Here is a 26,161-nt window from a genome sequence, read left to right as displayed (position 1 = left end):
TCCCGGCCCGGCGGCGGGCGGAATCAACCCCTTGCGTGACGCCGTGGTGGCGTCGGAGGAATTCCGCACCCTCAAACCGGCGTTTGTGAGCTGTGGCGAACACCTGCCGATCCCACGGCGCTCCGACACGACCTCACAGGCCTCTGACAGCCCTGGTCAGCGGCCTGTCCGACGATCATGCCGCTGGTGGCGGGCCTCGCCGTCGGCGTCGGCGCGGAATCTCACAGCTGCCGAATCAACACCCCGTCGGCGCCGCTGTCAGATCCGTGGGAGATCCGTTAGGCCCGCTTGGCAGCGGCCACGGCGGGTCTCCCCGTACCGGGGTTGGGCCGGTCGCAGCGGTGAGAAGTGGCGGGTTCGTCGCACGCGCTCGCGGGCCCGACCAGATGGTCGGGCCCGCGACCGGAGAGCCTGCGGGATGGTCGGCGGTCAGGCGGCTGCCAGCGTCACCTGCGCCGCCGCTGGTCGTGCGGTGCGGCCGCGGGCGGCCCGGATGTGCTGCCGTCGCTCGGCCGCGGCGGCGAGGTCTTCCCGCACCCGCGGTGAGGTCACCTCGGTGAGCATCCCGGCGGCCAGCGCGTCGGCGATGCGGATGTCGATGCGCTCGACACGTCGCCGCAGTGTGTCGACCTCCACGCCGAGGCGGGCGGCGATGGGTTCGATGGCCCGGTGGCCCAGCCGCACGTCGATGTAGGGCTGCTCGTCGCAGGCGTCGACGATGCCCAGCTCGACGGCTCGGCGTACGAGGAGGTCTGGATGGCCGTAGGGCCGCTTCGGGGTGCGGGGGCCGGTGACGTGTTCGAGGTTGTCCACCGGCATGGCCTCGGCGCCGTCACGTTGCCGCAGTTCGTGGCCGGCTCGCCAGGCCGCCATGCACAGCGCCGCGTACGGCGCCGGCTTGGCCAGGTCGACCCGGTCGCGCAGGGCGGTCAGGAAGCCGGTGAGGATCTCGGCGTCCAGGTCGTGGGCATCGCCGGCCCAGCCGGTGTGCAGCCGGCCGGCGTAGCGGCGCAGTGCGGGCATCGCCAGGGCGACCGCGGCGATGACCCAGGCGGGTCCGTCGAGGCGGGCGCGGCGGATCAGCTCCCGCCACACCACGTCACGCGCCGTGTAGGCGCGGGGATGGTTCAGCAGCCACTGCCGCAACGCCGGCAGCGCGATGACACCGCCGGGCAGGCCGGTGTCATCGCCGAGCTGGCCGACAAGTGGGTCGAGGTCCAGGGACAACGGGTCGGGGTCGCATGTCAGGTCGGCGAACGCGGTGTCCACGGCGTCCAGAGGTGAGTCGGGCCAGTCGGTGGCGGAGGCGGTCATGTCACGAGCTCCCATGTCAGAGACGAATGTCGATGACGGGCCGGAGCTGTGCAGCCGGCGCGCCTGACCGCCATTGCGCCACCCCGGTCTCACGGACCCCTGACAGCGCAGGCTGCGCAGGCATGGACACCGGGTCGACGGCGTCAGTCGCCCACCGGCCACCGCTCACTGACGATCGACGTCGACGTGCGTCATCGTTCTGACAAAGCCACGCTGACCTGCCCGTTGACACGATCCGAGGCGGCGGACACGGTCCGCAACGGCGGCAGCCGGCCGGTGAGGACACGGCACCGCCGCGCGGGTCTGACGACGCGTCCCGGCAGGTCTCACAGCGCCTGACAGCGCCTCACGGCGCAACGGTGTCAGACCGCGACCGGCTGGACACCCCGCCGACTGTCGGCGTCCACCGGGCGCCGCCGCGTCTGCGTGCCGGCTGACAGCGTCCGTCCGGCGGGCCTCGACGCTCTGACGAACCTCTGTCCGAATGACAGACCGGAGCCGGTGTCCTCGGTGACGCCGCTGCCGTCCGGTAAGCCGGACAGCGGTCTGACAATGCCGGCCAGCACCCCCGTGTCATCGGTGTACGTCGCTGTCATGGTCGAGGTGGTCGTGACGCTGGGTGTCTGACAGAGCTGGGTTGATCGTGGGCGGCTCTGACAGTCTCCTGACGCTGATCCCGCCCGGTGGAGCCGGCGTCTGCGAGGGCGTGCCGAGCGGCCGGGTCAGCCACGCGGACGGGAACCCGCTGTCAGACATCCGTGAGATCACCGTGAGATCGGCAGGTGTTCGCCACAGCTCACAAACACCGGTTTGAGGGTGTCAGCGCACCACGGCGCGGCGCGGAGCCGACACCACATGAGCGAGTACACGCCGCAGCACCACAACCCGCATCCCGATTCCACCGTCGACACCGGCCCTTGGGCCGAAGTCGACCCGACACCGACCGACCTGGTCGCCGGCGACCCGCCGGTACCGCTCACCGTCTGGCGCACCGCCCGCACCCCGGGCGACGCCGGACGCAGCATCGGCACCCGACTGGCCGGCCGCCTCATCAGCGCCTACAGCCGCCCCGGCGAGGCGGTCATCGACCTCACCACCGACCACGCCCTCATCCAGGCCTGCGCGGCCGGGGCGCGCCGTCACCACCCGGCGTGGTTCACCGACGCGTCCAGCCTGATCATCGGCCCGGCCACTGCGGTCCCGCCCGCCGGCACCACCGGCGGTGCGGAACTGGACGGGGAGGACGACTTGCCTGAGATGGGCGCCTGGTTCGGTGACGATCTCACCGATCCGCAGCTGCACTCACCGGCCGACACGGTGGCCGACCTGCCACCCGGCGGCTCCCTGCAGGCAGCGACCAGTCTCGTGGTCGCCTGCTGGCCCCTGCACGGCAGCGCCGCCGCCAACCGGGTCCGGCTGGCGTGGCTGCTGACCGGCTGCGCCGCGCTGCTGCAACCGGGCGGCTGCCTGATCCTCGTCGTCACCGTCCCGGCCGGCACCACCGCCGGCCCGGAAGACTTCTCCGGCGTGGTCCAGGCCGCCGCCGGTGTCGGACTGGGCTACCTGCAGCACGTTGTCGCCGTCACCGCCGACACCGACGGGGACGCGTTCGTCTACCACGTCACCGACGAGGAACTGCTCACCCTCACCACCGCCGTCGACCAGCGGTGGCAGGTGGCGCACCTGCGCGTCCACGCGGACCTGATGGTGTTCAGCCAGGCCCAGAGCCAGCGCCACGCCCCGCCTCGACGGGGCGGGCGCGAGGGCGGTGGTCGCCGTGGCTAAGCACCGCGCAGACGCCGCACCGGCCGAGCCCGACGAGCAGAGCACGCCGACTGCCGCCACGAGCGTCAGCCCGATCGGGCGTCATCGGGCTGTTCCCGGGCCGGAGGGCCTGTCGGTGTGGGCGACCGCGCAGTCCACCGGGCCGGTCCAGCGCCGCGGCCGGTACGTGCGCGAGTCCGTGCAGCACCCGGCGCGGATGCTCCCGGCGATCGCCGCGCACGCCCTGACCGCCTACACCCAACCGGGGGACCTGGTGCTCGACCCGATGTGTGGGATCGGCACCACCCTGGTCGAGGCGATCCACGCCGGCCGCGACGCGATCGGGGTGGAGTACGAGTCCCGCTGGTCCGACATCGCCGACGCCAACATCAAGCACGCCCATACCCAGGGCGCGACCGGCCGGGCCGGCGTCATCCGCGGCGACGCCACCAGCCTCCTGTCGCTCGTACCCGGGGCTCTGGCCGGGCAGGTCGCCCTCGTGGTGACCTCACCGCCGTACGGGCCGACCGTGCACGGCCTGGTCCGGCCCGGCGCCGACGGCGTGGCGAAGTTCGACAACGCCTACAACGACGGCACCGACCGCGGGAACCTCGCCTACCGCGACCTCACCGGCCTCGCCGACGGGTTCGCCCAGATCCTCGCCGGCTGCCACACCCTCCTACGCCCCGGTGGAGTCGTCGTCGTGACCGCCCGACCGTGGCGCAAGCACGGCGAACTTGTCGACCTCCCGTCGGCCGTCATCGGCGCCGGCATCCGGGCCGGCCTCACACCCGTCGACCGGTGCGTGGCGCTGCTCGCCGCCGTCCGCGACGGCGGGCTCGTGGCCCGGCCGTCCTTCTTTCAACTCCAGGCCGTCCGCAAGGCACGGGCCGCCGGCACCCCCATGCACCTGATCGCGCACGAGGACGTCCTCGTGTTCATCAAGAGCCAGACCGACTCGGGTTCAGGAAACCTGAAGGACACCCTCGGGGGAGGGGTGGTCGCGTGAGTGCACCTGCCCACCGCCACCCGAGTCGCGCCGCGGGAGTACACAGCTGCTGCCTTCTGCTGTTGGCCGCACGCGGTGAGACTCCGACGCTCGACGCGGCGGAGGTGCGTGATTGACCACCGACCCGCACCGCGCATCGGATCGCTGTGCACCGGCTACGGCGGCCTCGACATGGCCGTCGAGCTGGTGCTCGGCGGCCAGCTCACCTGGTACGCCGAAACCGATCGGCACGCCGCCACCGTCTGCGCCTACCACTGGCCCGGCGTGCCCAACCTCGGTGACATCCGCACCGTCGACTGGACCCGCGTCGAACCCGTCGACGTCCTCACCGCCGGGTTCCCCTGTCAGGACATCTCCAACGCCGGCAAACGCGCCGGCATCACCGGAGAGCACTCCAGCCTGTGGAGTGCCGTCGCCGACGCCGTTCGCGTCCTTCGACCGCCGCTCGTGTTCGTGGAGAACGTCGCCGCCCTCCTACGGCGAGGGTTCGACGTCGTCGAAGCCGACCTGGCCGCGATCGGGTACGACACGGGCTGGACATGCCTACGCGCGTCCGACATCGGCGCCGCCCACCGCCGCGACCGGCTGTTCCTGCTGGCCACACCCACTTCAGGACCGGAAGGGGGTGCGGACGCTGCCGACACCGTGCGCCCGTGACGGCAAAGGCCCCGGCCACCAGCACGGGCTGCCCGACCTCATCGAACCGTCAGGCTCGACCCACGGCCTCCTCTCCACCTCCACCGCGGGGCGCACGGTTGAGCACCGGCATACGCGGGCCGATGGCGCGCGTCTGCTGCCCACCCCCAGGGCGAGCGACACCGGCACGCCCGGACGACGTGCGGGGGCCGGGTTCCGGCCTCCGCTGTCCCAGGTGCTGCTGCCCACCCCACGGGCCAGCGACGGTGAAAAGGGCTGCCCTGGGCAGCGCGGCTCGCACGGCGACCTGACTCTCCCTTCCGCGGCGGTGCGGGTCCCGGCGCGGATCCTGCCCACCCCCCGCGCGTCGGACGGGCGCGGTCCCGGGCGCCACGGCGACGGCGGCGCGGACCTGCGCACCACCATCGCCGGGCTCGGGCAGCCCGACCAGCAGCGGTGGGGCGGCTACGCCGCCGCGGTCGCCCGCTGGGAGCTGCTTCTCGGCCGGCCCGCACCGGAACCCACGCAGACCGGCCGGCACGGCAAACCCGTCCTCGCGCCGCCGTTCGTGGAGTGGCTCATGGGCCTTGACCCAGGCCATGTCACCGACGCCGACCTGGGGCTGCCGCGCACGCTCGCGCTGCGGGTCCTCGGCAACGGGGTCGTCCCCCAGCAGGCCGCCGCCGCCCTGCGGCTGCTGCTGTGCCCACACACGTGGCAGCGGGAGTAAATCCCTTGGCCTACCGACATGGCCAGTGATGGCGCGCCAGCTGAGGCCAGGGTGCCAGTGAGATCCCGCTAACCGGTATCGGCGTGCTCCGTGCCCCCACGGCCTCGCTCCTTGGTGGCACCGCCAGTCCGACGCGATGGCGGTGCCGCCTCCGGAGATCCAGCCCTCATCTGAAACCCAGGACCCCCCACCGCCCCTGCGACTGGCGGTCTGAGAATAGGAGTCAAGGCCATGCGATCAGCACGACGAACCCGCAACCCCGCCCCCGCCGCCAACCCAGACAGCGACGACGCAGCTTGTACCTGGACCACGGAGCGCATCCTGGCGCTCGGGGCGACAACGGACCTCGCCACCGCCGCAGCCATCCTCGGCATCTCCCGCTCGGCGGCCTACAAGCTGGCCGCCCGCGACGCCTTCCCGGTGCCCCTGTTCCGGGCCGGAGCGTACTACCGCGTACCGACCGCCCCGATCCTGCGGAAACTGCACCTTGAGTCCCCACCGGTATCGACAGCTGATGACACCGACAGGGCGGGTGCCGACGAGGACGGTGGGTATTCGGGCGGGGACAGCGACACCACGGGCTGCAGCCCTCCGCCGTGACCCGCCCGGGCAGTACGCCTGTGCACCGGCACGGCTCCGTACGCCGTGCCGGTGCAGTCGCGCCGACTACTGCTCCACGACGCCGGAGAGAAGCCGGACCAGGGCGCGGCGCAACACCCGCTCGATGTCATCCACGACAGCTGACAGGTCATCTGTCGGCTGACCGGTGAGCGTGCGCAGATCCTGCCTGCTCGGGTCGTCGCCGTGCATCTCGTCGTTGCGGAGCCGGTATCCAAGACGCAGGAGAGCCTCGAGCCGCTCGGGCGGCGCCTGCAAGACAGGGTCGTCCGCCAAGAGCGCGATCGCTCCGTCAACGACCTTGTCCTGTTTCCAACGATCCGCTGGCAGGCCTGGCAGTTTGATGAACAGCACTTCGGCGCAGACGATCAGGTCGATGAGCCGGTCGGTCGGTACCCGGTCGGCCCCCACAAGGACCAGCCGGCGCAGCGCGGTCTGCAGACCCCGGTTCTTTCGGACCGCGGGATGCGCGAGGAGGCCGTATACCTCGCGCACGGTGTCGACCTGCTCTCGCCCGAGGATCGTCGGTCGCTCCTCGTCGAAGGTGGGCAGCGCCGACAGTAACGCCGTCGGCCCGAGACCCTGGGGAAAGTCGTCGTCAGGCGGGCAGCGGATCGCCCGAGTCGCCGTGACGGACCCGCCGCACACCAGCCGCAGCGCGGTCACCAGGCGGCTGGCCGGCTCGACCAGCGAGGGAAACTCCGGCGCCGTCGGTTGGGCGGGTACGTCCGTGGACGAGCACACCGGGTACGAGATGCAGCGGGTCAGTGCCCACTGGTGGAACCGCGACACGGTCACCGAGTTCGGGCCGCCCGCGAAGGTGATCGGAACCGCGAGGTACCCGATCGCGGCGCTCATCTGCCGGTCGCTCATCGCTTGCAGCACCAGGCCGTCCGGCAAGGTGACCGCCTCGGTGCCCGCAGTGGGGGTGAAGGCATTGAGCGGGACCACCTCGACCAGCCGCGCCCGCGTGGCCAGCAGACCCTCCTCCAGCCGGCTGTACGCGGCGTCGAAGGCGTCCTGGTCGAACCGGTAGCCCCGGACGGCGGCAACCATGGGTTCCAGGACGTGCTGCACCAGCGTCCACCCCAACTGGCGGTACGTGAGCGCGAACTCCACCCCGACAAGGCAATCCACCCGCTCGCGCAGCACCTCATCGGCGACCACGACGGCGCGTACCGCCGCCATCTCGGCGAAGGTGTCCAGGAACCGGTAGTCGGCGACCCGGCTCGGCATCTGCCAGGCGCCGCGGCGGATCGCGACGAACGACTCCTGCCCGTGGCGGTGCCACTCGCCGAAGTCGGGAACGGTCGCGAACACCGGGGCCCCATCGCCAGCGGCGAGGTCGGTGAGTACCGCCGCCATCAACTGTGCCGCTGCCGCACGCAGTTGTGGGCGCCGTACCCGATACCCCACCAGCTCATCCGCCACCATTGCCCATCCTCCATGACCCGAAATCAAGCGAACCGGCCAGGATCCCAGCACCGTCAGCGGCGCGCACCCGAATTTCACCGCTACAGGGTCCCGGCGCGCGCGAATTCCCCTCACCGGCCTGGGCCCGCCGCGACTTGATCGCGCCCCCCGATCACGCGTGGATGTCGATCGACAAAACCGATGCCTCACCCCTTGACGAACGGGAGCACCACCAGCCATGCCAGACGGAAGCATCTTCAAACGCTGCGGCTGCCGCCACCCCGACACCGGCAAGCCCCTCGGCAACGCCTGCCCGAAACTACGCCGCCCGAACCGGGCCTGGAGTTCCGAACACGGCCACTGGGCCTACCAACTCGAACTCCCCGCCACCGGCGACGGCTGCCGTCGTCAGCTGCGCCGCGCCGGGCTGGACAGCCGACGCGACGCCGCCGCCGAACTCGACCACGCCCGTACGCTCCTCGCGCTGGCCGGACACGACCGCCGCCGGCGTACCGAGATCGCCGACCTGCTCCAAACCACGGTCCGCGCAGGCGGCGTCCTTCCCGACATCGACGGTGTGCGTCAGCGGCTGCGCGGCGACGGCCCACTCGGACCGATGCCGACCGTGGCCGAGTACCTCACCCAGTGGCTCAGCGACCTCACCATCGACGCCAACACCATCCGCGGGTACGAGTCGATCGTGCGGGTACACCTCATCCCGCACCTCGGCCAGGTCGCCCTGGACAAGCTGCGCACCGGTCACGTCCGCGCCATGTTTACCGCCATCGAACGCCGCAACGAGGAGATCCGGGCCGCGAAGGCCAGCACCGATCCCGGCGTCCGCGCCACGGTCGCTGGCGTCCGCCCGACCGGACCCTCAACCCGTCAGCGGATCCGCGCCTGCCTACGCAAGGCGATCAACGACGCTCTCGCCGACGAACTCATCGTCGGCTCCAACCCCGCAGCCCTGGTCAAGACCCCCGCCAACCGGCCGCTGCCCATCGTGTGGGAGGACGAACGGGTACAGAGGTGGAAGGTCACCGGGAAGGTCCCCGGCCCCGTCATGGTGTGGACCGACACGCAGATCGTGCAGTTCCTCGACTACGCGGCCGTCCATGCCCCCGACCTGTACCCGATGTGGCACTACATGGCCTACCGCGGGCCCCGCCGCGGTGAGGCGTGCGGGCTACGCGACAGCGAGGTCCGCCTGCACCGCCGCGAGACGACGATCAACAACCAGATCGCCACCCACGGCTACACCGCGGTGCAGAAGCCGCCCAAGAGCAGAGCCGGTAACCGTGACCTGGTACTCGACGCCGAAACCGTCAAGGTCCTCACCGCCTACAAGGCTCGCCGCGCCGCCTGGCAGCTTGCCGCTGGTAACAGCTGGCCGGACACCGGCCTGTTCTTCGTCCGCCCCGACGGTCACCCGTGGCACCCGAACGCCGTCACCCAACGCTTCCGCAGACTCGTCCGCCAGGCCGGGCTGCCCCCGATCCGGCTGCACGACCTACGCCACAGCGCCGCCACCGTGGCCCTCGGCGCCGGTGTCGACATCAAGGTCCTCGCCGAACAACTCGGCCACTCCACCACCACCCTCACCCGAGACACCTACCAGAGCGTCACCAAGGACCTGCACCGCAGTGCCGCCGACGCGGTGGCCAACACGATCGACCGGCGCCGCCCGAAGACCGCGTGAGAGAAGTCTTGAGTGATCGATGGCCAAGACGTGCGGGGCGGTGGCGCCATGGACAACCCGTACCCGGGCAGCCCACGCGACCCTGATGATCGATCCCTGCGCTACGTCGGTACCTGGCCCACGTCCGTGCCGGCCGCCCACTGGTCACCGCGCGTGTGGTGTCCGGCGGGATTAGCCGGAGACGCTCGCCCCACGAGGCCGGCTGAGAAATGTCGGGCCCATAACTGACCTGAGGGTGCGCGCGAAACGCGTGGTTCGCGGCAGGGAAGGGGCACGGTGCGAACCTTCCTGGACGCCGTGCTCGAGCGCAACCGTGCCTTGCCGACGAGAACACCCTCGGGCTGCGCCGCAGGCTCGCCAGAGAGCTCGGCAACCGATTAGCCTGAAGACCTATACAGCTCTTGACCTATATATAAATATAGGTATCATAGGCTCCATGACACCGACGCCACGCTATCGTCAGATAGCCGATGACCTCCGCAGGAGGCTTGCCGACGAAGAGTTCGGGCCGGTCGGCTCCAAGATTCCCCCGATCGCAGAACTTCAGAGGGAATACGACTGCGAGAACAACCTCAACATGATCCGCCACGCCCAGTCGGTCCTCATCGATGAAGGCCTCATCGAACCGAGACAGGGTCAAGGCACCTTTGTTATCGCGGTGCCCCCTCGCCAGGACAACCAGGACGACCTGTCGGAAGCGGCCGAGGAACTCAGGATTGCGCTGGGTACTGCCCAGGCGGCACTCGCGAAGTTCATCAGCAAGCTCACCCCGCCCCCCAGCGACAAGAGCCGCTGGCCCAAATAACCCGGCAGGAGCGCTGGGCGACCGCGCTCCTGCCGGGCACGACAGACGAGCAGTTGGGGTGAGACCAGACGTCGCACAGCGGCAGCAGCGGCGGTTCCCAAAGTTCCGCCGGAAGGGCTTCCCGTCACTTCGGGCGTGACTCTGGGCCGTGGCGACGACAATATGCGGCTGAGGCGGCGGGCGATCTCAGAGGAGGCCTGGACAACGAGCAGACAGCGAGACCGGGGCAACCCGCGTAGGGGGCGTACGACGAATCCTCCGGCTGCCCACCTGAAGCGCGTTCATCACGTTTCCACGTGCTGGTGCCGTTGATCAGCGCAGTACTGCCATATCCGGGCCAGGTGCCCGACCATCTTTTCGGTGGCGGGATGCCCTGGGTGGGCGCGTCGGTGGAGGGTGATGGTGTCTGCCAGCAGGGTGCGGGCTCGGACGCAATGCCCCAAGGCATGTAGGACGACGGCGAGGTTCGCTTGTGCGGCGAGGGCGGGGTGGGCGTCGGAGCCGGCCGAGATCCTGAGCGTCTCTGACAGGTTTAGATACAGGTGGTACGCCCGCTGGTAGTGGCCGCAGAGGCGGTGTGCGGTGGCGCGTAGGTGCATAGCGGTGAGCGTGCGCAGCGCTGCGGGCCCGTTTAGGCGCGCGAAGCTGTGTTGGGCGTAGGCGGCCCAACTGGTCGCTGCTGCTGGATTGCCGAGCCGGATGAGGATCTCGGCGTAGAGGTTCGCAGCGTCGGCGTGGCCGTGGTGGGCGTCTGCGGTGGCGGGGTCGACAGCGGCGAGGGTGCGGCGGAGGACCTCGCGGGCATGAAAGAGATCTGTATCGGCTAGTTTCCGAGCGTGGCGAACAGCCTCGGCGGCCGGCTGTCCTGGCTGTGCCGTCGAGATCGAACACCAGGCAAAGTGCAGGTCAGTCGCGTTCTTTCCGGCGGTGATGCGGGTGAAGACGCGGTCGGCGTGGCTGGCGGCGGCCTCCGGCGTCTTTGCTCCTGTGGAACTGTCGACGAGCTGTGGTGCGATGCGAAGGACGGCGCGGCCGATGGTGTCGACCAGGATGCCTGCGGGCAGCGGCCGGCAACGGCAGTCGGGCAGGCACTGGTAGACGAGGGTGCCGGTAACGCCGACAACAGAGCTCATGAGCTGCGCGCAGCGCTGGCAGTGCAGCAGGCCTGGGGGTAGGACGACGGTGACGTCACCGGGTAGGTGAGACATAGGCGGGGAGCCCAGTGGCGGCGCCGGTATGTGGGCGGCGCCCCGGTTGGCTTCGCTGACCCATGCCTGAACGAGGCGCCGTTCCAGGCCGAGTTCGCGGGCGACGGTGGTGACGGCGCCGTGGTGGCGACGTGCACGCTGCTCGGTGACGCGTTCAACGACCGAGTCGATGAGGTCTTGGGAGTACTTGCGGGGGTAGGCCATCGGTGGTTGTTCCTCGCCGGGTGTGGCGGTCGTGGACGGATGGTGGCCGGGCTGGATCGGTGCAGCCCTGTCGTTGGCGGCTGGACAGCGGGCGGCAGCGGTGCAGAATCGCCAAGTTCGTGTCAGCGGCGGTGCGTCGGATTCGGAATGCCAGTGCGGACGCGGTCCGCTTCGAGGCACGCGGGCGTGCAGGTGGTGGTGGCAGGCCTCTGGCCGGTGAGTCGTGCGAGGCCGGTGAGGGCGACGCGGGTCAGCGGGTCGGGGATGTGGCGAAGGCCGGCGAGCGCGATGGCGGCGATCCCGGTGGCGTTGTGGTCGTGTGGGGCGAGCTGGGCCCAGGTGAGGCAGCTCGCCGTGGCTGTGGGGTGCAGGTGGCCGTGGGTCTCGACGAGGTCGTGGACGAGGGTGCTGATGGTGGCCTGGACCCGGTGGTCGGCGCCGAGAGCGTGGAACACGGTCAGCATGTCGAGGGTCTTCCACGTGGCGAGGTGCTCGCCCGGCAGAGCGCTGTCGGCGACGGTGGCTCGGTAGTAGACGGCGGCCAGTGGGGTGGTGGGTTGCGTGGCGAGGTGCCCGGCGACGGCGAGGGTCGCGGTGATCGTGTGGGGATGTGCCGGGCCGTGACGGTGCTGTGCGGCATCCAAGTCGGCTAGGAGGGCCCGGGAGCGGTGCTCCCACGCGGGGTCGCCGGGCAGGTTGGTGGTGGAGACGATGGCGCGCATCGCGGCGGCGACGGCGGCAAGGTGTTGGGGCGGGCGGCGTGCAGCCCACAGGTCGATCGCCCGGTGGAGCACGGTTGTGTGCATAGCTGGTCCTCAAGGGTGGTCCGGATGTGGGTGCACGGCACGACGGATAGGGCATCCAGGCGTGCTGGCCGTAGACAGGAAGCATCGTCAGCTCAGCCTTGGGCGTTAGGACGCCGGGGACATGACGTTCTCCCGGCACCGGTTGTACGGCTTGCGTTCGTGTCCTGTGATTGGGGCCGCCTTTCTGGTCCGGAAGTGATTCGGGTGCCGTAGACGCCGCCGGCAGAACTGGTTGCCGAGGTTGCGCTCAACGGGCGACCGAATTGCGGGCGAGACGGCGAGGCGTCCGCGCCTGAGCTTCCTTAGCGGGGTTTGCGGGCGGTCGTGGAGGCGAACTGGTAGCCGCGAACGAGGACTGCCGGGTCGGTCATGAGTTCAGCGAAGCGGTCCAGGTCGGCTTCGGAGAGGTCCTCTTCGAGGAGCTTGTCGCGTAGCTGCCGGGCGTTGTCTGCGTAGAGGCGGCAGCCGGCGCTGCCGCCGGCCCACGTCTCGGCGATCCATCGGGTCTGGACGTCTTCGAAGCCGTTGCCGAGTAGCACGGATGGGGTCTTGTCGCCCCAGTGCAGGTCGACGCCGCGAGCCGAGAGCACGTCGAGGACGCCGTGCACGACGCGAGCAATAAGGTCGCCGTCGCTGCTGCCGGGAGTGTGGACGGACACGGGGGCGTAGACGATCTCTCCGAGGACGAGGTGCCCGCCAGGCCGCAGCGCCGTGATCATCTGGTTGAGTACGGCGTGTCGGTTGGGCAGATGCTCGAGGACGCAGCGGGCGGTGGCGAGGTCGACGGTGCCGCGTTCGACGGGCAGGGCCTGGGTACGCAGGTCGCGTTGGTAAATGTCGAGAACGCCGGTGGGGTCGAGCAGGGTGGTGTCGAGATCCACGGCGATGACCTTGCCGGTAGGCCCGACGAGCTCACACAGGCGTCGGGCGATCGATCCGGCGCCAGCGCCGACGTCGAGGGCGGTCTGCCCTGCAGTGATGTCCAAGCGGGTCAGCTCGTCGAGGGTGATCGGGTCGAGGACCTGCTGTAGCGGGTGGAGTTGAGTGGGGCTGTTGCGGAACTGGTAGCGCTGCGGCGTGGTCGTGCTCATCGGCGTGCTCCTGGTTTTGGGTAGGGCGGAATCTCGCAGGGCTGGGTGGACGTCTGCAGCCAGTGCTGTTGCGGCCGCGGATATAGGCGCCGTTGAAGCGGGGGAACTGGCCGCGCCGGGCTGGGAGGTTCCCACCAGCGGCGGGCGGCGTGGCCGTGGCCGAGAAAGAGGACGTAGGTGGCGACCTGCCAGCCGGAGCCTGTCGCGTGGGCAGCCTCGTAGGCGAGGACTTCACCGGTGTGTGGGTGCAGGATGAGCAGGTCGCGGCTGGTGCCCTCGGCGCCGGTGGCGGCGACGCCGATCCCTCGGCGGTCCGCCCGGTCGACAACGCGTGGGTAGTAGCTGAGCCCGTTGACGTCGGCGAGCACGGCCACCATGGTGGCCCGGCCGTCGCGGCGAGGGCTGTGCCAGGTGGCCAGGTAGGCCAGTTTTGCAGGACCTCGTTCGGTTCGGCGGGCTGCGGCCCGGTAGCGCGGACCTCGGCGCGCAGCATGTCGCCGCTGCTGAAGGTGTGGGCCATGCCCGCGCGCGTCAGGTCGCCGGACCTCCAGTAGTCCTTGCTGACCTCGACCAGGCCCGGAGGGTGTTGGGTGGCGAGTTGGGCGCCGGACTCATCGTCGGCGCGCCACCGGATGACCTCCCGCAGCGCTACCCCGTGTAGTGGTGGAGTGCTTGACTGCTGGTAGCGAATGAGGTCGAACCGCCCGGAAACCAGGTCGCACGGGCTGTTGGACACGCTGCGGGCCATAGCTCGTAGGGCCTGGCTCGCTGGCGCAGGGTACGACAACCGGGTGGCCGCGATGTGCCGGGTCGCCTCGGCGAGGACTTCTAAGCGCGTCGTGGGGGTTGTCGGCTGCTGGCATGACGGGGCTGCGAGGGCGAGAGCCGACGGCTGGTGCCTGGCGGCGGTTGCGGGCACCGGGACGCCGATGGCCAGAAGCACGACAGTGGTGACGCCGACGGTGGCGCGTCCGGTGTGCATGCTGGCGGGGCTGCCGGTCGTCGCCCCCTGCCGGGCCCGAGTACCAGCCGTCGCCCGGGTGGCGGTGGGCGGGTGCTGATCGGCAGTGGGTGGAGGTCCGGTCCGGTTCATCGGTTGTGCTCCACGGGTGGGGTGCGGGTGGGGCGGGCCGCTGAGGTCAGGGCCAGGTGGTGTCGTAGGGCGTCGTCCGCGCCGGTGCCGTGGGAATCGATGGGGCCGTTGAGGTGCCCGCCGGTCAGAACGTGCAGTGAGCTGGCGAGGGCGGCGGCTGATCGAGCATGGGGCAGTGCGACGCAGACGGGGACGCCGTGGCGGGGCAGGTCGGCCAGAACCGTCTGAAGGTGGGCGGCTATGGCTGGGGCCAGGCCTTCGGTGGGTTCGTCGGCGAGCAACAGCCGGGGTGCCAGGCGCAGGGCGCGGGCGATGGTGAGCATCTGCTGTTCGCCACCGGATAGTTGGTGGGCGTGATGCCGCAGCCGGGCGGCGAGGGCCGGGAACAGGTCAAGCAGATCGCTGACGTTCCATGCTCGGCCGTGGGCGCGGTGGCGGGGCGGGCGGGTGACGGTGAGGTGATCGCGGACGGTCAGAGAGGGCCACAGCCGGCGGCCCTGGGGTGCCAGGGCGATGCCGGCTCGGGCGGCGTCGGGGGGCCGCCAGCCGGTGACGTCGTGGCCGTCGCAGAGAACCCAGCCGGCGGTGGGGCGCAGGTGCCCGGCGAGGGTGTGCAGCAGGGTGGTCTTGCCCGCCCCGTTGGCTCCGACGATGGCGTGGACCCCTTGGGAGCCCATGTCCAGGGTGACTCCGTGTAGGACGGGCGCGTCGTGCTGGTAGCCGACGGTAAGGTCACTGACGCTCAGCATCATCACCTCCGGTGGTGCCGAGGTAGAGGGCGGCGACGGCGGGATCGGCGCGCACCTGGTTGGCGGGGCCGTCGGCGTAGCGGTGGCCGTGGTGCAGCACGGTGATCCAGTTGGCTAGGGCGGCGACGACGCTCATGTCGTGCTCGACGAGGACGAGAGCGATCCAGCTGGACAGCCCGGTGAGGACGTCGAGGAGACGGTCGGTTTCGGTCTCGGTGAGTCCGGCGGCGGGTTCGTCTAGCAGCAGGATGCGGGGTTGTCCGGCGAGGGCGACAGCGAGGTCGAGCATGCGCCGGTGCCCGTGCGAGAGGCTCGCGGCGGGCCGGTCGGCGTGATCGGCGAGGCCGACGAGGTCGAGCACTTGCTTGGGGGTGTATTCGGGATGGTGGCGGTGGTGCCAGCCACCCATGCGCACGCAGTCCAGGCAGGTCAGGTCGGGGTAGACGGTGGGGTGCTGGAAGGTGCGGCCGATGCCGGCCCGGGCGCGCCAGGCCGCGCTGCGGCGGGTGATGATCTGCCCGTTGTAGGTGATTCGTCCTGCCTGTGTTCGGGTGGTGCCCGCGAGGAGGTTGAGCAGAGTGGACTTACCGGCGCCGTTGGGTCCGATGACCGCGTGCCGGTCGCCGGGGGCGACGGTGAACGCGTCGAGGTCCAGCACGGTCAGCCGCTGGTAGGCATGTCGCAGTCCGGCGGCGACCAGTCCGTTGCCGTGGGCGCGGTCGATGTCGCCGTGGCTGCGCTGCGACGGCACACCGTTGGGGTCGATGCGGTGGATGATCCTCACGACATGCTCCTCGCGACAGGTTCGGCCACGCTGCTGCCATCCGGGGCGCGAGTGAGCCAGCGGGGACGGGGGAGGTGACGGATGCGGGCGGGAAGGGCGGCCAGACCGCCGGGCAGCACATACACGGCGGCGACGAACAGAACACCGAGCAGCAGGGGCGCATGGCCCGGTGCGGACAGGGCGACCACGTCACGGACGGTCAGCACCGCGACGGCGCCGGCGACAGCGCCGGGCAGAGAGGTCGCCCCGCCGATGACCACAGCGAGGAGGACGATGGCGGCGGTGGTGAAGCCGACGTCGGCGGGGGTGATCCACCGGTGGGTGTGGATCAGCAGCGCCCCACCGATCCCGGCCACGGCCCCGGCGCCCGTATGCACCAGCCACAGGTAGCGGTTCACCGGGTGACCGCTCGCGCGGGCCCGGTCCTCGTTGCCCCGCGCGCCGAGCAGCAGCAAGCGCCGGGGCCCGTGCAGCAGCAAGATCGCCGCTACGGTCGTCGCCGTGGTGACCGTAGCGGCGTAGAGCAGCACTGCTCGGTCGTCGACCAGCGCCGGGGTGACGGGCGCCAGGCTGGGGGCGGGGATGCCAGCGAGGCCATCCGTGCCGCCGGTGACCGCCTGCCACCCGGCGGCGCTGGTCGCGCTCAGCTCGGCAACGGCGAGGCTGAGCATAAGGAACACGGTGCCCCGGTAGCGGACCAGCGCCGCGCCGAGTACGCCCGCCACCACCGCGCCCGCGAGCGCGCCCGCCGCCAGGTGCACGGGGGCCGCAGTGATGCCAGCGAGGGCGAGGCGCGCGGTGGTGTAGGCGCCGACGGCATACGGGGCGACCTGCCCGAGGGTAGGCAGGCCGGCGTGCCCAGTCACTACGGCGACGCTGACCGCGAGCACCGTAAAGGGTGCCATTCGGGAGATGCTGGCCTGCAGGTAGGCATCCGGCGAGGCCACCACGACTATCAGCGCGGCGACGGTCACTGCCGGCGGGACCCACTGCCGCCCGCGGCTAAGCATAGTGCGGTGGCTGCGTGAGGTAGGCGCGGTGCTCATCGGTGGACCTCGCCGGTCAGCGGGGTACGGCGTGCCAGCAGGACCAAGGCCATCGTGAAGATCAGCAGATACGGGGCCAGTCCGGGGATCGTGGTCACTCCGACGGTCTGGACCAGGCCGACAGCGACTGCGGCGGCCACCGCGCCCGGCACCGATCCCAGCCCGCCGCAGACCACGATGATCAGCGACAGCAGTAGCACCGTGTCCGCGGTGTCCGGCCCCACGCCGAGGATGGGGGTGGACAGCGCCCCGGCCAGCCCGGCGAGAGCGCCGGAGGCGACCAGCACGGCCGCGTCGACCAGGCGAGGGTTGACGCCAATGCCCGCGACCATGCCCCGGTCATCGACGGTCGCCCGGATCAGCCGGCCAGCGCGGGTGCGGTGCAGCCCCCCGTACCCGGCGACGGCGATGGCGACGGCGATGCCAAGGACCGCCAGCCGGTCGGCCGGGTAGGGGCGTCCCGCGACGATGACGGTGCCCTCCAGCACGGCGGGCACGCGCGGGCGGAGGATGTCCGGGCCGAAAATCGTGGTCAGCAGGTCCCCGCCGATCAGGGCAGCACCGAAGGTGAGCAGCGCTTGGTCGAGGTGCCTTCGGCGGTTCAGAGCGGCGGTCGCGGCGGCCATGACACCGCCCCCGGCGGCGCCCACCGCGGTCGCCGCCAGCATCCCTGCGGCGAGGCTGCTCCAGGTGCCGGAGCTGGTGGCTACGGCCAGGTAGCCGCCAGCGGCGACGAGGGTGCCGTGCGCGAGGTTGAGCACGCCGCCGGCACCGAAGGCCAGGGTCAGGCCGGCGGCCGCGATCGCCAGCAGCAGCCCGTAGGCGATCCCGTCGATGGCCAGTATCAGGTTAGCGTCCATGCGCACCCCACCCCTCTGCGATCGGCGGTGTCAGCTGGCAGGCAGGGTGGTGAGGTCCTGCACCAACACGTTGGACAGCACGGGCCCGTCGGTTTTCACCTCGCGCAGGTACCAGCGCTGCACCGGCCGGTGCTCGGTGGGGTGGAACTGCCAATCGCCGCGCGGACTGACGATCCGTCCGACCTGTCCGATGGCGTTGTTGAGCTTGTCGCCGGTGACGTCGCCGTCGACGGCGGCGAGGGCGCGGTCGAGGACAGCGGCGGCGTCGTAGGAGGCCATCGCGAAGGTGGTCGGCTGCCCGGGGTGTCCGGCGGCGGACCAGGCGGCGACGAACTTTTGGTTGGCGGGGTTGGCCAGGGTGGGCGAGTAGTTGAGGACGTTGCGGATGCCGGTCGCAGCTGGGCCCTGTGCGTTCAACACTGACCCTTCGGTGAGGAAGCCAGCTGCGTACAGGGGCACGTCCTTGAGGTCCGACTGGGCGTACTGCTTGACGAACGCCACCGCCGATGCTCCGGCATAGAAGGTGTAGACGGCCTTCGGTTTGGTCTCGGCGGCCTTGTTTAGGTACGGCAGGAAGTTCTCCGTCGCCGGGAACGGGGTGAACAGGGTCCTGCCGCCGGGGTTGGCCAGCTTCCCGCCGAGCTTGGTGAATGTGTCGGTGAACCCACGCAGCTCGTCGTAGCCGCCCTGATAGTCCGGGCCGATCGCGTACACCTCACCGTCGTCGACCTGGGACTTGACGTACTCCGCGATCGCGATGCCGGGTTCGTCGGAGTTGTAGGAGGTGTGCCAGGTGTAGGTCAGGTCGCGGGGTTTGCCGGCGACCGGGGCGAACGCGGGCCGGGCGTTGGCTCCAACAAGGGGGATCTTCCTCTCGGTGGTGAGGGTCTGCACCTTGTCGACCGTCGCGCCGCCGACCAGCCCGGTCAGGGCGACGACGCGGTCGCGTTCGAGGAGCTTCTGTGCGGCGGGGACTGCCGTGGCCGGACCGTCGCCCTCGTCGGCAACGACCAGGTCGACCTTCCGGCCGCCGAGCTTGCCGTGGTGGCTGTCGAGGTAGAGCGTGAAGCCGCGCTGCATGTCCTCACCGACGGTGGTGTAGGTGCCGGAGAGCGATACCAGCAGGCCGACCCGTACGGTGCCGGCGTCAGCGGCGGTGCCGCTGCACGCCGCGCCAGCCATCAGTAGTCCGGAGGCGGTCGCTGCGGTGAGTCCGCGGCGCAGTCGTGAGACGGGGTGTGCCATGAGTGTGTGCTCCTTCGCGGATGAGCAATGCGGTCCGGGGGCGGTCACGTGCAGACGGAAGGCGGGGCGGGCGTGGTGCGGGTGATGACGTGCTCGACGAGGGCAATGAGCAGCCGCCGGACGCTGTCGCGGTCGCGGGCGTCGATGTCGACGATCGGCACGTCCGCGGCCAGGGCGAGGGCTTCGCGGATGGCCGACGCGGGGTAGGAGCGGGCACCGGGGAACTGGTTGACCGCGACGACGTAGGGCAGCCGGACGTGATCGACGTAGTCGAGGTGCCGGAACGAGTCCTGCAGCCGACGGGTGTCCACGACGACCACGGAGCCGGCGGCGCCCCGGACGATCGCGTCCCACATGAACCAGAAGCGGTGCTGGCCCGGGGTGCCGTAGACGTAGAGGGTGACGCCGTCGACGTCGAGGCGGCCGAAGTCCATCGCCACCGTGGTGGTGGTCTTGGCTGGCGTGAGGGACGTGTCGTCGTCGGCGTTGCCGGCGGACATACGGGCCTCGGTGGTCACGGGCGCGATGTCGGAGACCGCGCCGACGAGGGTGGTCTTCCCAACGCCGAACGGCCCGGTGAGCACGATCTTCAGGCTCGGCGGCCCGCCGGCGGGTCGCGGCGCGGCGATGGCGGGTGCGGTCATCGCTGGCCGGTCGCCGCGGTGGTGAGTGTGCCGGCGAAGGCGGGGGTGAGCTGGTCGCCGACCTGGTCGGCGAAGCGGCCGAGCTCTTCGGTGACGAACGCGAGGTCGGCGTCGCGGGTGGCCAGGGTGAGCAGCGACGCGCCGGTGCTCACCGCGACGAGGATCAGAAACCCGTGGGCCAGCTCGGTGAGGTTGCCCTGCACGCCGCCTGCGGACAGGTCACGGGCGGCGCCGTTGAGCAGGCTGTTCATTCCGGCAGCGACCGCGGCGAGGCGCTCGGCGGCGTCCCGGTTGAGCCCGTCGGTCCAGGCCAGCAGCAGCCCGTCGGCCGACACGGCCACGGCCTGGCTGATCCCGGGTACGCGGGCGACCAGGTTGTTGTTCAGCAGGTAGCTCAGATCGCTGCTCATCACGAACCTTTCGAATGGGAGGGGCGGCGGCCGAGACCGCGTTGGTATGCGGCTGCCGTGCTGGCCAGGCCGCCAGGTGCTCGGCGCGGTGCCTCGGCGGCGGGCACCGCAGGGGGGTGGAACGCGGCCATCGGCTGCCTCTTGGGAAGGCCATTGGGCGTGGTCGCGTTGCCGGCCGCAGGTGGAGGCGAAGCCGAAGCCGGGGGCATGTGCACCGTTGCGCCCTCGACGAACCACGCCGGCGGTGGCAGAAGCCGGGCGGCCTCGTCGAATACAGGCGTCGACTCCCGCGCTGGTACTGGCCGCGGGGCCGGGATGACCGGCAGCGGCTGGGTCGGACTATCGGCCGTGGGCGGGGCCGATGGCGCCCGCCGGACAGGCAGCGCCGGTGGCGGGTCCCCATGCCGGCCGGACGCGCGGGTGGCGGCGGGTAGGGGGAGGGTGGACGCCGGTGTCCCACCAGGGGCGCGGCGGCCCGCGATCGGCCCAGCGGGCAGGGCCACCGGCTCAGGGACCGCGACGAGGAGCTTCTCGGCGGGAATCTCGACTTCCGCGACTGTGCCGTGCGGCTGCGCCGCCAGCAGCCTCACCCGCAGGCCGTGCGCTGCGGCCAGCAATGCCACGGTCGCCAGACCTTGCCGGCGAATGTGCTCCACCTCGATCATCGGTGCCGGCGCTGCCAGCTCCCGGTTCAACCGCTCCAGCAGTTCCGGCTTGATTCCCGTGCCGGAGTCGGTGACCTGAACGATCGCCCGGTTGCCTAGCAGGTGCCCGGTGATCAGCGCGTCCCCAGGGCTGTACCGGGTGGCGTTGTCCAGCAACGACGCCAGCAGGTGTACCAGGTCATCGATCATGACCGGCGGCACCAGGACCCGCTCGTCGATCGCACCGAGGGTCACCCGCCGGTATTCCTGGATGCGGCCCTGCGCCGCCTGCGCCACCGTCACCAGCGCCGCCGGCTCGGGATGCACCGCCCCCAGCGACCGGCCCGAGAGCACCAGCAGGTTCTGCACGAACTGCAACAGCTGCGCGGCGAGATTGTCGACCGCGAAGAACGTCGCCAACGTCGCGGCGTCCTTCTCCTCCCGCTCGGCCATGTCCAACTCGCGTAGCAGCCGGTGCGTCATCCCCTGACACCGCCGCCCCACCGCCTCCACCGCACCCGAGGCCACCCGCCGCTGCCGAGCCAGATCCGTCGAGATCCGGTACGTGCTCAGCGCCAAGGTGTCGAACGCGGCAGCGACCTCGTCTACCTCGTCCCGCACGGACGCTGCAGGCGCAAGTGCAGCCGGCGGAGGCGGCATCGATGACTCATCGGCCGGGTCAGCGGCGCCGACCCGGCGCACCAGGTCAGGCAGTTCCCGCTCCGCTACCCGGGTGACAGCGTCGCGGACCCGCCGCAGCCGCTGCGCCAACGCCCGGCCCTGCCGCCATACCAGCGCCCCCGCAGCCGTCACGAGGGCGACCGCGACACCCGACAACACACCCGTGGTAATCCACTGCTCGGTACGCTGACGACCCACCTCTGCGGCGACGTCAGCGTCCACGCGGGTCTGCACCTCGTGCAGGCGCTCACGACGCTCGCTGGTCGCTGCCGCCCAAGCCCTGGCATCGACGCGCAGACGCTGTCCGACCTGCGTGCGGGCAACCTCGTCGTCGAAACGCTGCGCCGCCAGCACCTGAGGCCCGGTCAACGCCTGGTCCAACCACGACTGCCACAGCGCCGACGACCGCTCTGCCACCACCAGCAGCGCCTCGTCGTAACCAGCCCGCGTCGCCGCCAGCTCCGCCTGCACCGCCGGGGTCAGCACCACTCCATTGCCGGCCGCCACCGAAGCCTGCTGGATGCCCGCGTATTCCGCCGCGCGGGACAACGCCGCCGCCACCCGCAGCTGATCCGCGACCGCCCCGTCGGCGCCGCCGACCTGACCAACGCTTTCCCGAACCGTCAACCCCTGCGAGATCAACACGCGGTAGCGGACCAGAACGGCCGTCAACGGCGTCGAGCGAGCCTTGACCTGCTCCCGAAGAGCAGGCAACAGCCGAAGCTGTTCGTCGAACGGCCCGACCAACTCCACCAACACTGCGGAGTCCACCCGGTTGCGGTGCTGCTGGTAGACATCCACCGCACGGTCGGAGCTCGCCACCTGCTCCAGATAGACATTCAGGCTTGCTTCGGGATCCGACACCAAGCTGGCGGCGATTTCACGCTCCCGGCTGAGCTGATGAACCGCCTCACCCGCGCTCGCCGATACTGCAACCAACGACTCCAGGCGGTCGGCTCCGAGTGCTTGCCGGCTCGTCGACGCCACACCCCACGCAGCGAAGACGAGGGTCGCCGCCAGCGGGATGAACAACAGGAGCGCGAGCCTCCTGGCAACAGGCACAACAGTCCTCTCGATTTCGGTTAATGCGCAGCGGCTCGATCGGATCGTTGACGCAATGCGATGAGCAGATGCGTTGGCGCACCTGGAGGTCGAGTTGGTCTGCTGGGCAAGCCAACGCGACAGGCCACCATCCGACCCCGCCTGAGGGTGTCCCGTACACGATCGTCCGGCCGCGATGCCCCGCAAAGCTCACGGTGGGGGTCCACCGTGGACCCCCACCGTGAGCTGTCTCGGAAGCGATGCGCTTCGACAGAGTGAGGCATCGGCAACTGTCAGTATCCGAACGGCAGGCTCAAAAGAGGGGGACCCCTTGCGTGTCTCGGCCATGACGTCCGATCCCGCACCGTGGGAGTGGGAATTCGACTGGCACCTGACGAATCGCTGCAACTTCTACTGCGAGTACTGCCACCCGCAGATTCGCTACGTGCTCAACAAGAAGCACCTGACCGAGCCCGATCCGGATCTGGTCGTGCGGCGGTTTGAAGATCTCGACCGCGCATGTCTGGTGCACATGTCGGGTGGGGAGCCGTTTCTGTTCCCCGGGTTCGTGGAGCTGTGCGCCGGTCTGACCCGCCGTAACTGGATCAGCATCAACACCAACCTGGCATCGCCCGAACTTGTTGCCAGGTTCGCCACTGAGGTCGACCCCTCGCGCGTGGCGAAGATCGTCGCGGCGCTGCACGTGCCTGAGCGTGAGCGGCTCGGACTGCCGATGGGTGAGTACGCCGAGTCGTTCCGGATCCTGCGCAAGGCCGGATTCGACGTGGTGGCGCTGTACGTGCTGTACCCGCCGCTACTGCCGAGACTGCGCGAAGACCTCACCACCCTGGCAGCGTTGGGGGTCGAGCCGCTGCGAGCCAAGGTGTTCAAGGGCGTCTACGGAGGTCGCCGATACCCGGAGTCTTACACCGAGGCTGAGCGTGAGCTGATCCTGGCGAACTCCGGCGAGTACAACTTCAACCGGCCGTACCTCGACGGGATGCTCGCGTTCCGCGGCCAGCCCTGTACGGCCGGCATGACCTCGTTCAAGGTGACCGTGACGGGCGACGTACGGCGATGCGCGTCGGTGCCGACCAGCTACGGAAACCTCTACGACGGCACCTTCCAGCCTGCTGCCGTACCGGAGCCCTGCCCAGCGAAACGGGTGCTCGTGCTGTCGCAATGCATGGCGTATCTCGTCGACCCGCCGCAACCCGCATCCGCCCCCGCTGCCGCCGCGCGTCCGTGATCAGGAGAGGAGGAGGCGCCATGAGAGTCATCACCAGCCTCGGAGCGGTGCACCCCGACCGCGCGCCGTTCGACGTCGCGGAGCGCAAGGGCATCGGACACCCCGACAGCCTCGCGGATCTTGTTGCAGACAGTTTCTCCCGCCGCTACTCGACGACCTGCCGGGAGCAGTTCGGCGCGGTGCCGAACCACTGGGTGGACAAGGTGAACCTGGTGGGCGCCGCCGCTGACGTTCGCTTCGGCGGCTACGACATCCGCAAGCCTGTGGACTGCTACCTGTTCGGCAAACTTACGGAGCGAATCGACGGAACGGAGGTGCCCGTTCTCGAGCTGTTCGATGACGTGGTCCGTGCCGTGCTCACGGACGTGCTGGAGGACCGTGCGGTTCTTGGTCACCTACGGATGTATGCGAACAACACCGCCGGCACGGCAGTGGACCATGACGCACAGTTCTATCAGCCCCGTACGGCTGCGGCCATCAGCCACGTACTCGAGAGTGAGCTGGTCGCCAATGACACGGTCATGTGCGCCGGTGCGGGCCTCCGCGGCGTTGCGGCGCGGACGGCGGTGTGGCTGGAAACGGTGTTGACCGGCACCGCCTTTCGTCAGCGGTACAAGACCGGCACAGATGTCAAAGTCATGGTCGTCCGGGACGGCAGCGATCTGGAGGTGACCGCCGCCGTGCCTTTTCGCCCCGAGTGCACCGAGAGCTGGTCGGCCTATCGGACGGCTCTGGACGCGATCCGCGACGAGATCTGGCGGGAACTCAAGCGTTTCCTCGACGAGACACCGATCCCGTTGACCATGGGACGGTTGTATCTGAACACCAAGGATGTGCCGGGTCGCGGCTACCTCGCACCCTTTGGAACATCGTTGGGCAAGGGCGACTGCGGGGCGGTCGGTCGAGGCAACCGGTACAACGGGGCGATAGAGCCGCTCCGCCCGGCCAGCGGTGAGGCACCCGCCGGCAAGAACCCCCTTCACCACGTCGGCAAGATCTACACCGCCGTGGCGGATGACCTCGCCCGACGCATCCTCGCTGAACTCGGCGTCTACGCGGAGGTGGTCATTGCCGCACGCAACGGCGATCGACTCGATGAGCCGGCGTACGTCCTCATCCGATCTGAGGCGCCGGTCGGCAACCTCGGTGAGGCACTCGCACTGGAAGCGGTGGGGACTGCGCCGAGCTACTGCGAACGGTTCTTGACGACCGATCCGGTCAGCCGGTTCCGCGAGCCGGGGCACTCCTGATGCCGGTCGAGCTGGATGAGACCCATATCCGTCACCTGCACGAGTTGCGATCTCGACCGGTCGCCATCGACCGAGACGGACTCCGACTCGGGGACACGTACGTCATGTTCATCGCCGAGTCCGCGCTGATGGCCGAGCACGCCTCGAAGCTGATTGGAGACCGCGCCGGCGCCCACGTGTTGGAGGTCGGACTCGGTCTGGGTGTGTTCGCTGAACAACTCGCGGCATTGCGACCGGCGAGCTACACAGCCGTCGAACCGCATCCGGCGGTCGTCGACCTCGTGGCACCGAGGATCGAAGCGCAACTTCCGTGTCCCGTCCGCGTTGTCGTCGAACCCTGGCAGTCGCTCGACCTTGCCCCTGGCAGCGTCGACGCGATCATGTACGACACCTGGCCACCCGATGGGCACGCAGACGCCGACTTCGCTGCCTTCGTCGAGCAGGTGGCGATGCCTGCGCTACGGCCGAGCGGTCGGTTCAGCTTCTTCCACAGCGGTTCTCAGCTATCCCGGACGCGGGCACGGGTGCTTGACCGGCACTTCCCAGGCTGGACCGCCACCAGGTTTGCCCTACCCCGGGACCAACTACCCGCCGCTTGGACGAAGCCGACAGGAGATTTTGTCGTTCCACTCGCGCAGAAGGGGCAACATTGATGCGGACGCTGTCAGTGAGCAACACCATGCGGTCTCGCTTTCGGCGGGACGGCTATCTCACGATCCCAGACGCTGTCGATCAAGGCACCCTGGCGGGCCTGCGCACTGCGGCCGACCTGGCGTTTGAAAGGGTAGTTGGTGACACCCTCGCCGATCGGACTACGCACCCTCGGCTCACCCCCGAGTTCCGCAGTTCGTAGGAACACAGGCCTGATCAGTTCTGGATCGCTGCTGGTCACGGGCTTGCGGATGCCTCACACCGGGCCTGCGGGCCCGAAAGTGTAGTAACACGAGCAGGTACTCATATCTTGTGTGGCCAGCGGTGATGTGGTTTCTTCGTAGTCATGTATCTGCGGTTCACGTCGCGGACCAACGCCGACGGCAGCGTGGTGCGCTACGTCGCCCTGGCGCACAACCGCCGCGTGGCCGGCAAGATCAAGCCTGATGTGCTGATGAACCTGGGCCGTGTCGACCAGGTCGACGTCGAAGGAATGCGTCGGCTCGCCGCGTCGATC

General features: G+C 70.0%; 24 protein-coding genes and 1 pseudogene. 11 read left to right on the top strand and 14 right to left on the bottom strand.

The window, feature by feature from the left end:
- Nucleotides 1-429: 429 nt before the first annotated feature.
- The gene (locus tag GA0070560_RS18160; protein WP_091298932.1) at nt 430-1,314 is read right to left on the bottom strand and encodes a hypothetical protein; all 885 of its coding nucleotides are present in this window, start codon (nt 1,312-1,314) and stop codon (nt 430-432) included.
- A gap of 855 nt (nt 1,315-2,169) precedes the next feature.
- On the opposite strand from GA0070560_RS18160, the gene GA0070560_RS18150 reads away from it, so the two are divergent.
- From GA0070560_RS18150 to GA0070560_RS18130, 5 genes are all read left to right on the top strand, one after another.
- Complete coding sequence (locus GA0070560_RS18150) at nt 2,170-3,099, top strand: hypothetical protein (protein ID WP_091298926.1); 930 nt, start codon at nt 2,170-2,172, stop codon at nt 3,097-3,099.
- Entirely contained in the window at nt 3,083-4,087 is a 1,005-nt protein-coding gene (locus GA0070560_RS18145; protein WP_091298923.1) for a TRM11 family SAM-dependent methyltransferase, read from the top strand. The genes GA0070560_RS18150 and GA0070560_RS18145 overlap by 17 nt, the downstream gene beginning before the upstream one ends.
- A 108-nt stretch (nt 4,088-4,195) precedes the next feature.
- Complete coding sequence (locus GA0070560_RS18140) at nt 4,196-4,744, top strand: DNA cytosine methyltransferase (RefSeq protein WP_091298920.1); 549 nt, start codon at nt 4,196-4,198, stop codon at nt 4,742-4,744.
- A 214-nt stretch (nt 4,745-4,958) separates the two neighbouring features.
- Nucleotides 4,959-5,453, top strand: a complete 495-nt coding sequence (locus GA0070560_RS18135) for a hypothetical protein (RefSeq protein ID WP_245675581.1) — start codon at nt 4,959-4,961, stop codon at nt 5,451-5,453.
- A 231-nt stretch (nt 5,454-5,684) separates the two neighbouring features.
- A complete protein-coding gene (locus GA0070560_RS18130; RefSeq protein WP_091298915.1) occupies nt 5,685-6,053 on the top strand; it encodes a DNA-binding protein in 369 nt (122 codons plus the stop codon).
- 66 nt (nt 6,054-6,119) lie between these two features.
- On the opposite strand, the gene GA0070560_RS18125 is transcribed toward GA0070560_RS18130, so the two are convergent.
- On the bottom strand, nt 6,120-7,505 hold the full coding sequence (locus GA0070560_RS18125) for a hypothetical protein (protein WP_245675580.1): 1,386 nt from the start codon (nt 7,503-7,505) through the stop codon (nt 6,120-6,122).
- 217 nt (nt 7,506-7,722) lie between these two features.
- Between GA0070560_RS18125 and GA0070560_RS18120 the strand changes: the two genes are divergently transcribed.
- Nucleotides 7,723-9,183 carry a tyrosine-type recombinase/integrase gene (locus GA0070560_RS18120; RefSeq protein ID WP_091298912.1) on the top strand — a complete coding sequence of 487 codons (1,461 nt, stop codon included), beginning with the start codon at nt 7,723-7,725 and terminating at the stop codon, nt 9,181-9,183.
- A 436-nt stretch (nt 9,184-9,619) separates the two neighbouring features.
- Complete coding sequence (locus GA0070560_RS18115; RefSeq protein ID WP_091298910.1) at nt 9,620-9,988, top strand: GntR family transcriptional regulator; 369 nt, start codon at nt 9,620-9,622, stop codon at nt 9,986-9,988.
- Nucleotides 9,989-10,272: 284 nt separating this feature from the next.
- Here GA0070560_RS18115 and GA0070560_RS18110 read toward each other — a convergent pair whose 3' ends face one another.
- The 12 genes from GA0070560_RS18110 to GA0070560_RS18060 form a co-directional block, all read right to left on the bottom strand.
- Nucleotides 10,273-11,400, bottom strand: a complete 1,128-nt coding sequence (locus tag GA0070560_RS18110) for a tetratricopeptide repeat protein (protein WP_091298908.1) — start codon at nt 11,398-11,400, stop codon at nt 10,273-10,275.
- 122 nt (nt 11,401-11,522) lie between these two features.
- Nucleotides 11,523-12,206, bottom strand: a complete 684-nt coding sequence (locus GA0070560_RS18105) for a hypothetical protein (RefSeq protein WP_091298905.1) — start codon at nt 12,204-12,206, stop codon at nt 11,523-11,525.
- Nucleotides 12,207-12,508: 302 nt separating this feature from the next.
- Complete coding sequence (locus GA0070560_RS18100) at nt 12,509-13,297, bottom strand: class I SAM-dependent methyltransferase (protein WP_091298902.1); 789 nt, start codon at nt 13,295-13,297, stop codon at nt 12,509-12,511.
- A complete protein-coding gene (locus GA0070560_RS28245) occupies nt 13,294-13,665 on the bottom strand; it encodes a hypothetical protein (protein ID WP_139131521.1) in 372 nt (123 codons plus the stop codon). The genes GA0070560_RS18100 and GA0070560_RS28245 overlap by 4 nt, the downstream gene beginning before the upstream one ends.
- A 721-nt stretch (nt 13,666-14,386) precedes the next feature.
- Nucleotides 14,387-15,139, bottom strand: coding sequence for an ABC transporter ATP-binding protein (locus GA0070560_RS18090; protein ID WP_281184507.1), 753 nt, complete (start codon nt 15,137-15,139; stop codon nt 14,387-14,389).
- Nucleotides 15,123-15,923, bottom strand: a complete 801-nt coding sequence (locus tag GA0070560_RS18085) for an ABC transporter ATP-binding protein (RefSeq protein WP_211565906.1) — start codon at nt 15,921-15,923, stop codon at nt 15,123-15,125. Before GA0070560_RS18085 ends, GA0070560_RS18090 begins: the two co-directional genes overlap by 17 nt.
- Nucleotides 15,920-16,897 carry a branched-chain amino acid ABC transporter permease gene (locus GA0070560_RS29120; protein ID WP_211565905.1) on the bottom strand — a complete coding sequence of 326 codons (978 nt, stop codon included), beginning with the start codon at nt 16,895-16,897 and terminating at the stop codon, nt 15,920-15,922. Before GA0070560_RS29120 ends, GA0070560_RS18085 begins: the two co-directional genes overlap by 4 nt.
- Nucleotides 16,898-16,965: 68 nt before the next feature.
- Nucleotides 16,966-17,829, bottom strand: a complete 864-nt coding sequence (locus GA0070560_RS29115; RefSeq protein WP_211565904.1) for a branched-chain amino acid ABC transporter permease — start codon at nt 17,827-17,829, stop codon at nt 16,966-16,968.
- A gap of 30 nt (nt 17,830-17,859) precedes the next feature.
- Nucleotides 17,860-19,074, bottom strand: a complete 1,215-nt coding sequence (locus GA0070560_RS18075; protein WP_091298892.1) for an ABC transporter substrate-binding protein — start codon at nt 19,072-19,074, stop codon at nt 17,860-17,862.
- Between the two features lie 44 nt (nt 19,075-19,118).
- Entirely contained in the window at nt 19,119-19,718 is a 600-nt protein-coding gene (locus GA0070560_RS18070; RefSeq protein ID WP_091298889.1) for a GTP-binding protein, read from the bottom strand.
- On the bottom strand, nt 19,715-20,128 hold the full coding sequence (locus GA0070560_RS18065; RefSeq protein WP_091298886.1) for a roadblock/LC7 domain-containing protein: 414 nt from the start codon (nt 20,126-20,128) through the stop codon (nt 19,715-19,717). The genes GA0070560_RS18070 and GA0070560_RS18065 overlap by 4 nt, the downstream gene beginning before the upstream one ends.
- A complete protein-coding gene (locus GA0070560_RS18060) occupies nt 20,128-22,485 on the bottom strand; it encodes a nitrate- and nitrite sensing domain-containing protein (protein WP_170839464.1) in 2,358 nt (785 codons plus the stop codon). The genes GA0070560_RS18065 and GA0070560_RS18060 overlap by 1 nt, the downstream gene beginning before the upstream one ends.
- A 355-nt stretch (nt 22,486-22,840) precedes the next feature.
- Between GA0070560_RS18060 and GA0070560_RS18055 the strand changes: the two genes are divergently transcribed.
- The 4 genes and pseudogenes from GA0070560_RS18055 to GA0070560_RS30075 form a co-directional block, all read left to right on the top strand.
- The gene (locus tag GA0070560_RS18055) at nt 22,841-23,743 is read left to right on the top strand and encodes a radical SAM protein (RefSeq protein ID WP_091298879.1); all 903 of its coding nucleotides are present in this window, start codon (nt 22,841-22,843) and stop codon (nt 23,741-23,743) included.
- A gap of 20 nt (nt 23,744-23,763) precedes the next feature.
- Nucleotides 23,764-24,993 (top strand): methionine adenosyltransferase, encoded by a 1,230-nt coding sequence (locus GA0070560_RS18050; RefSeq protein WP_091298876.1) that lies wholly within the window; start codon nt 23,764-23,766, stop codon nt 24,991-24,993.
- Nucleotides 24,993-25,646: a class I SAM-dependent methyltransferase gene (locus GA0070560_RS18045; RefSeq protein WP_091298873.1), complete on the top strand. Its 654-nt coding sequence runs from the start codon at nt 24,993-24,995 to the stop codon at nt 25,644-25,646. The genes GA0070560_RS18050 and GA0070560_RS18045 overlap by 1 nt, the downstream gene beginning before the upstream one ends.
- 344 nt (nt 25,647-25,990) lie before the next feature.
- A pseudogene (locus tag GA0070560_RS30075) lies at nt 25,991-26,161 on the top strand (IS1634 family transposase); the annotation flags it as partial.

This window comes from Micromonospora halophytica (assembly GCF_900090245.1).
Taxonomy (GTDB): Bacteria; Actinomycetota; Actinomycetes; order Mycobacteriales; family Micromonosporaceae; genus Micromonospora; species Micromonospora halophytica.
This window is presented reverse-complemented; position numbering and strand designations above follow the sequence as displayed.

What these genes read in the sequence shown, in the direction of transcription:
- GA0070560_RS18160 (WP_091298932.1), bottom strand. Translation starts at nt 1,314, where the DNA reads ATGACCGCCTCCGCCACCGACTGGCCCGACTCACCTCTGGACGCCGTG.
- GA0070560_RS18150 (WP_091298926.1), top strand. Translation starts at nt 2,170, where the DNA reads ATGAGCGAGTACACGCCGCAGCACCACAACCCGCATCCCGATTCCACC.
- GA0070560_RS18130 (WP_091298915.1), top strand. Translation starts at nt 5,685, where the DNA reads ATGCGATCAGCACGACGAACCCGCAACCCCGCCCCCGCCGCCAACCCA.
- GA0070560_RS18125 (WP_245675580.1), bottom strand. Translation starts at nt 7,505, where the DNA reads ATGGTGGCGGATGAGCTGGTGGGGTATCGGGTACGGCGCCCACAACTG.
- GA0070560_RS18120 (WP_091298912.1), top strand. Translation starts at nt 7,723, where the DNA reads ATGCCAGACGGAAGCATCTTCAAACGCTGCGGCTGCCGCCACCCCGAC.
- GA0070560_RS18115 (WP_091298910.1), top strand. Translation starts at nt 9,620, where the DNA reads ATGACACCGACGCCACGCTATCGTCAGATAGCCGATGACCTCCGCAGG.
- GA0070560_RS18110 (WP_091298908.1), bottom strand. Translation starts at nt 11,400, where the DNA reads ATGGCCTACCCCCGCAAGTACTCCCAAGACCTCATCGACTCGGTCGTT.
- GA0070560_RS18105 (WP_091298905.1), bottom strand. Translation starts at nt 12,206, where the DNA reads ATGCACACAACCGTGCTCCACCGGGCGATCGACCTGTGGGCTGCACGC.
- GA0070560_RS18100 (WP_091298902.1), bottom strand. Translation starts at nt 13,297, where the DNA reads ATGAGCACGACCACGCCGCAGCGCTACCAGTTCCGCAACAGCCCCACT.
- GA0070560_RS18090 (WP_281184507.1), bottom strand. Translation starts at nt 15,139, where the DNA reads ATGCTGAGCGTCAGTGACCTTACCGTCGGCTACCAGCACGACGCGCCC.
- GA0070560_RS29115 (WP_211565904.1), bottom strand. Translation starts at nt 17,829, where the DNA reads ATGGACGCTAACCTGATACTGGCCATCGACGGGATCGCCTACGGGCTG.
- GA0070560_RS18075 (WP_091298892.1), bottom strand. Translation starts at nt 19,074, where the DNA reads ATGGCACACCCCGTCTCACGACTGCGCCGCGGACTCACCGCAGCGACC.
- GA0070560_RS18070 (WP_091298889.1), bottom strand. Translation starts at nt 19,718, where the DNA reads ATGACCGCACCCGCCATCGCCGCGCCGCGACCCGCCGGCGGGCCGCCG.
- GA0070560_RS18065 (WP_091298886.1), bottom strand. Translation starts at nt 20,128, where the DNA reads ATGAGCAGCGATCTGAGCTACCTGCTGAACAACAACCTGGTCGCCCGC.
- GA0070560_RS18055 (WP_091298879.1), top strand. Translation starts at nt 22,841, where the DNA reads ATGACGTCCGATCCCGCACCGTGGGAGTGGGAATTCGACTGGCACCTG.
- GA0070560_RS18050 (WP_091298876.1), top strand. Translation starts at nt 23,764, where the DNA reads ATGAGAGTCATCACCAGCCTCGGAGCGGTGCACCCCGACCGCGCGCCG.
- GA0070560_RS18045 (WP_091298873.1), top strand. Translation starts at nt 24,993, where the DNA reads ATGCCGGTCGAGCTGGATGAGACCCATATCCGTCACCTGCACGAGTTG.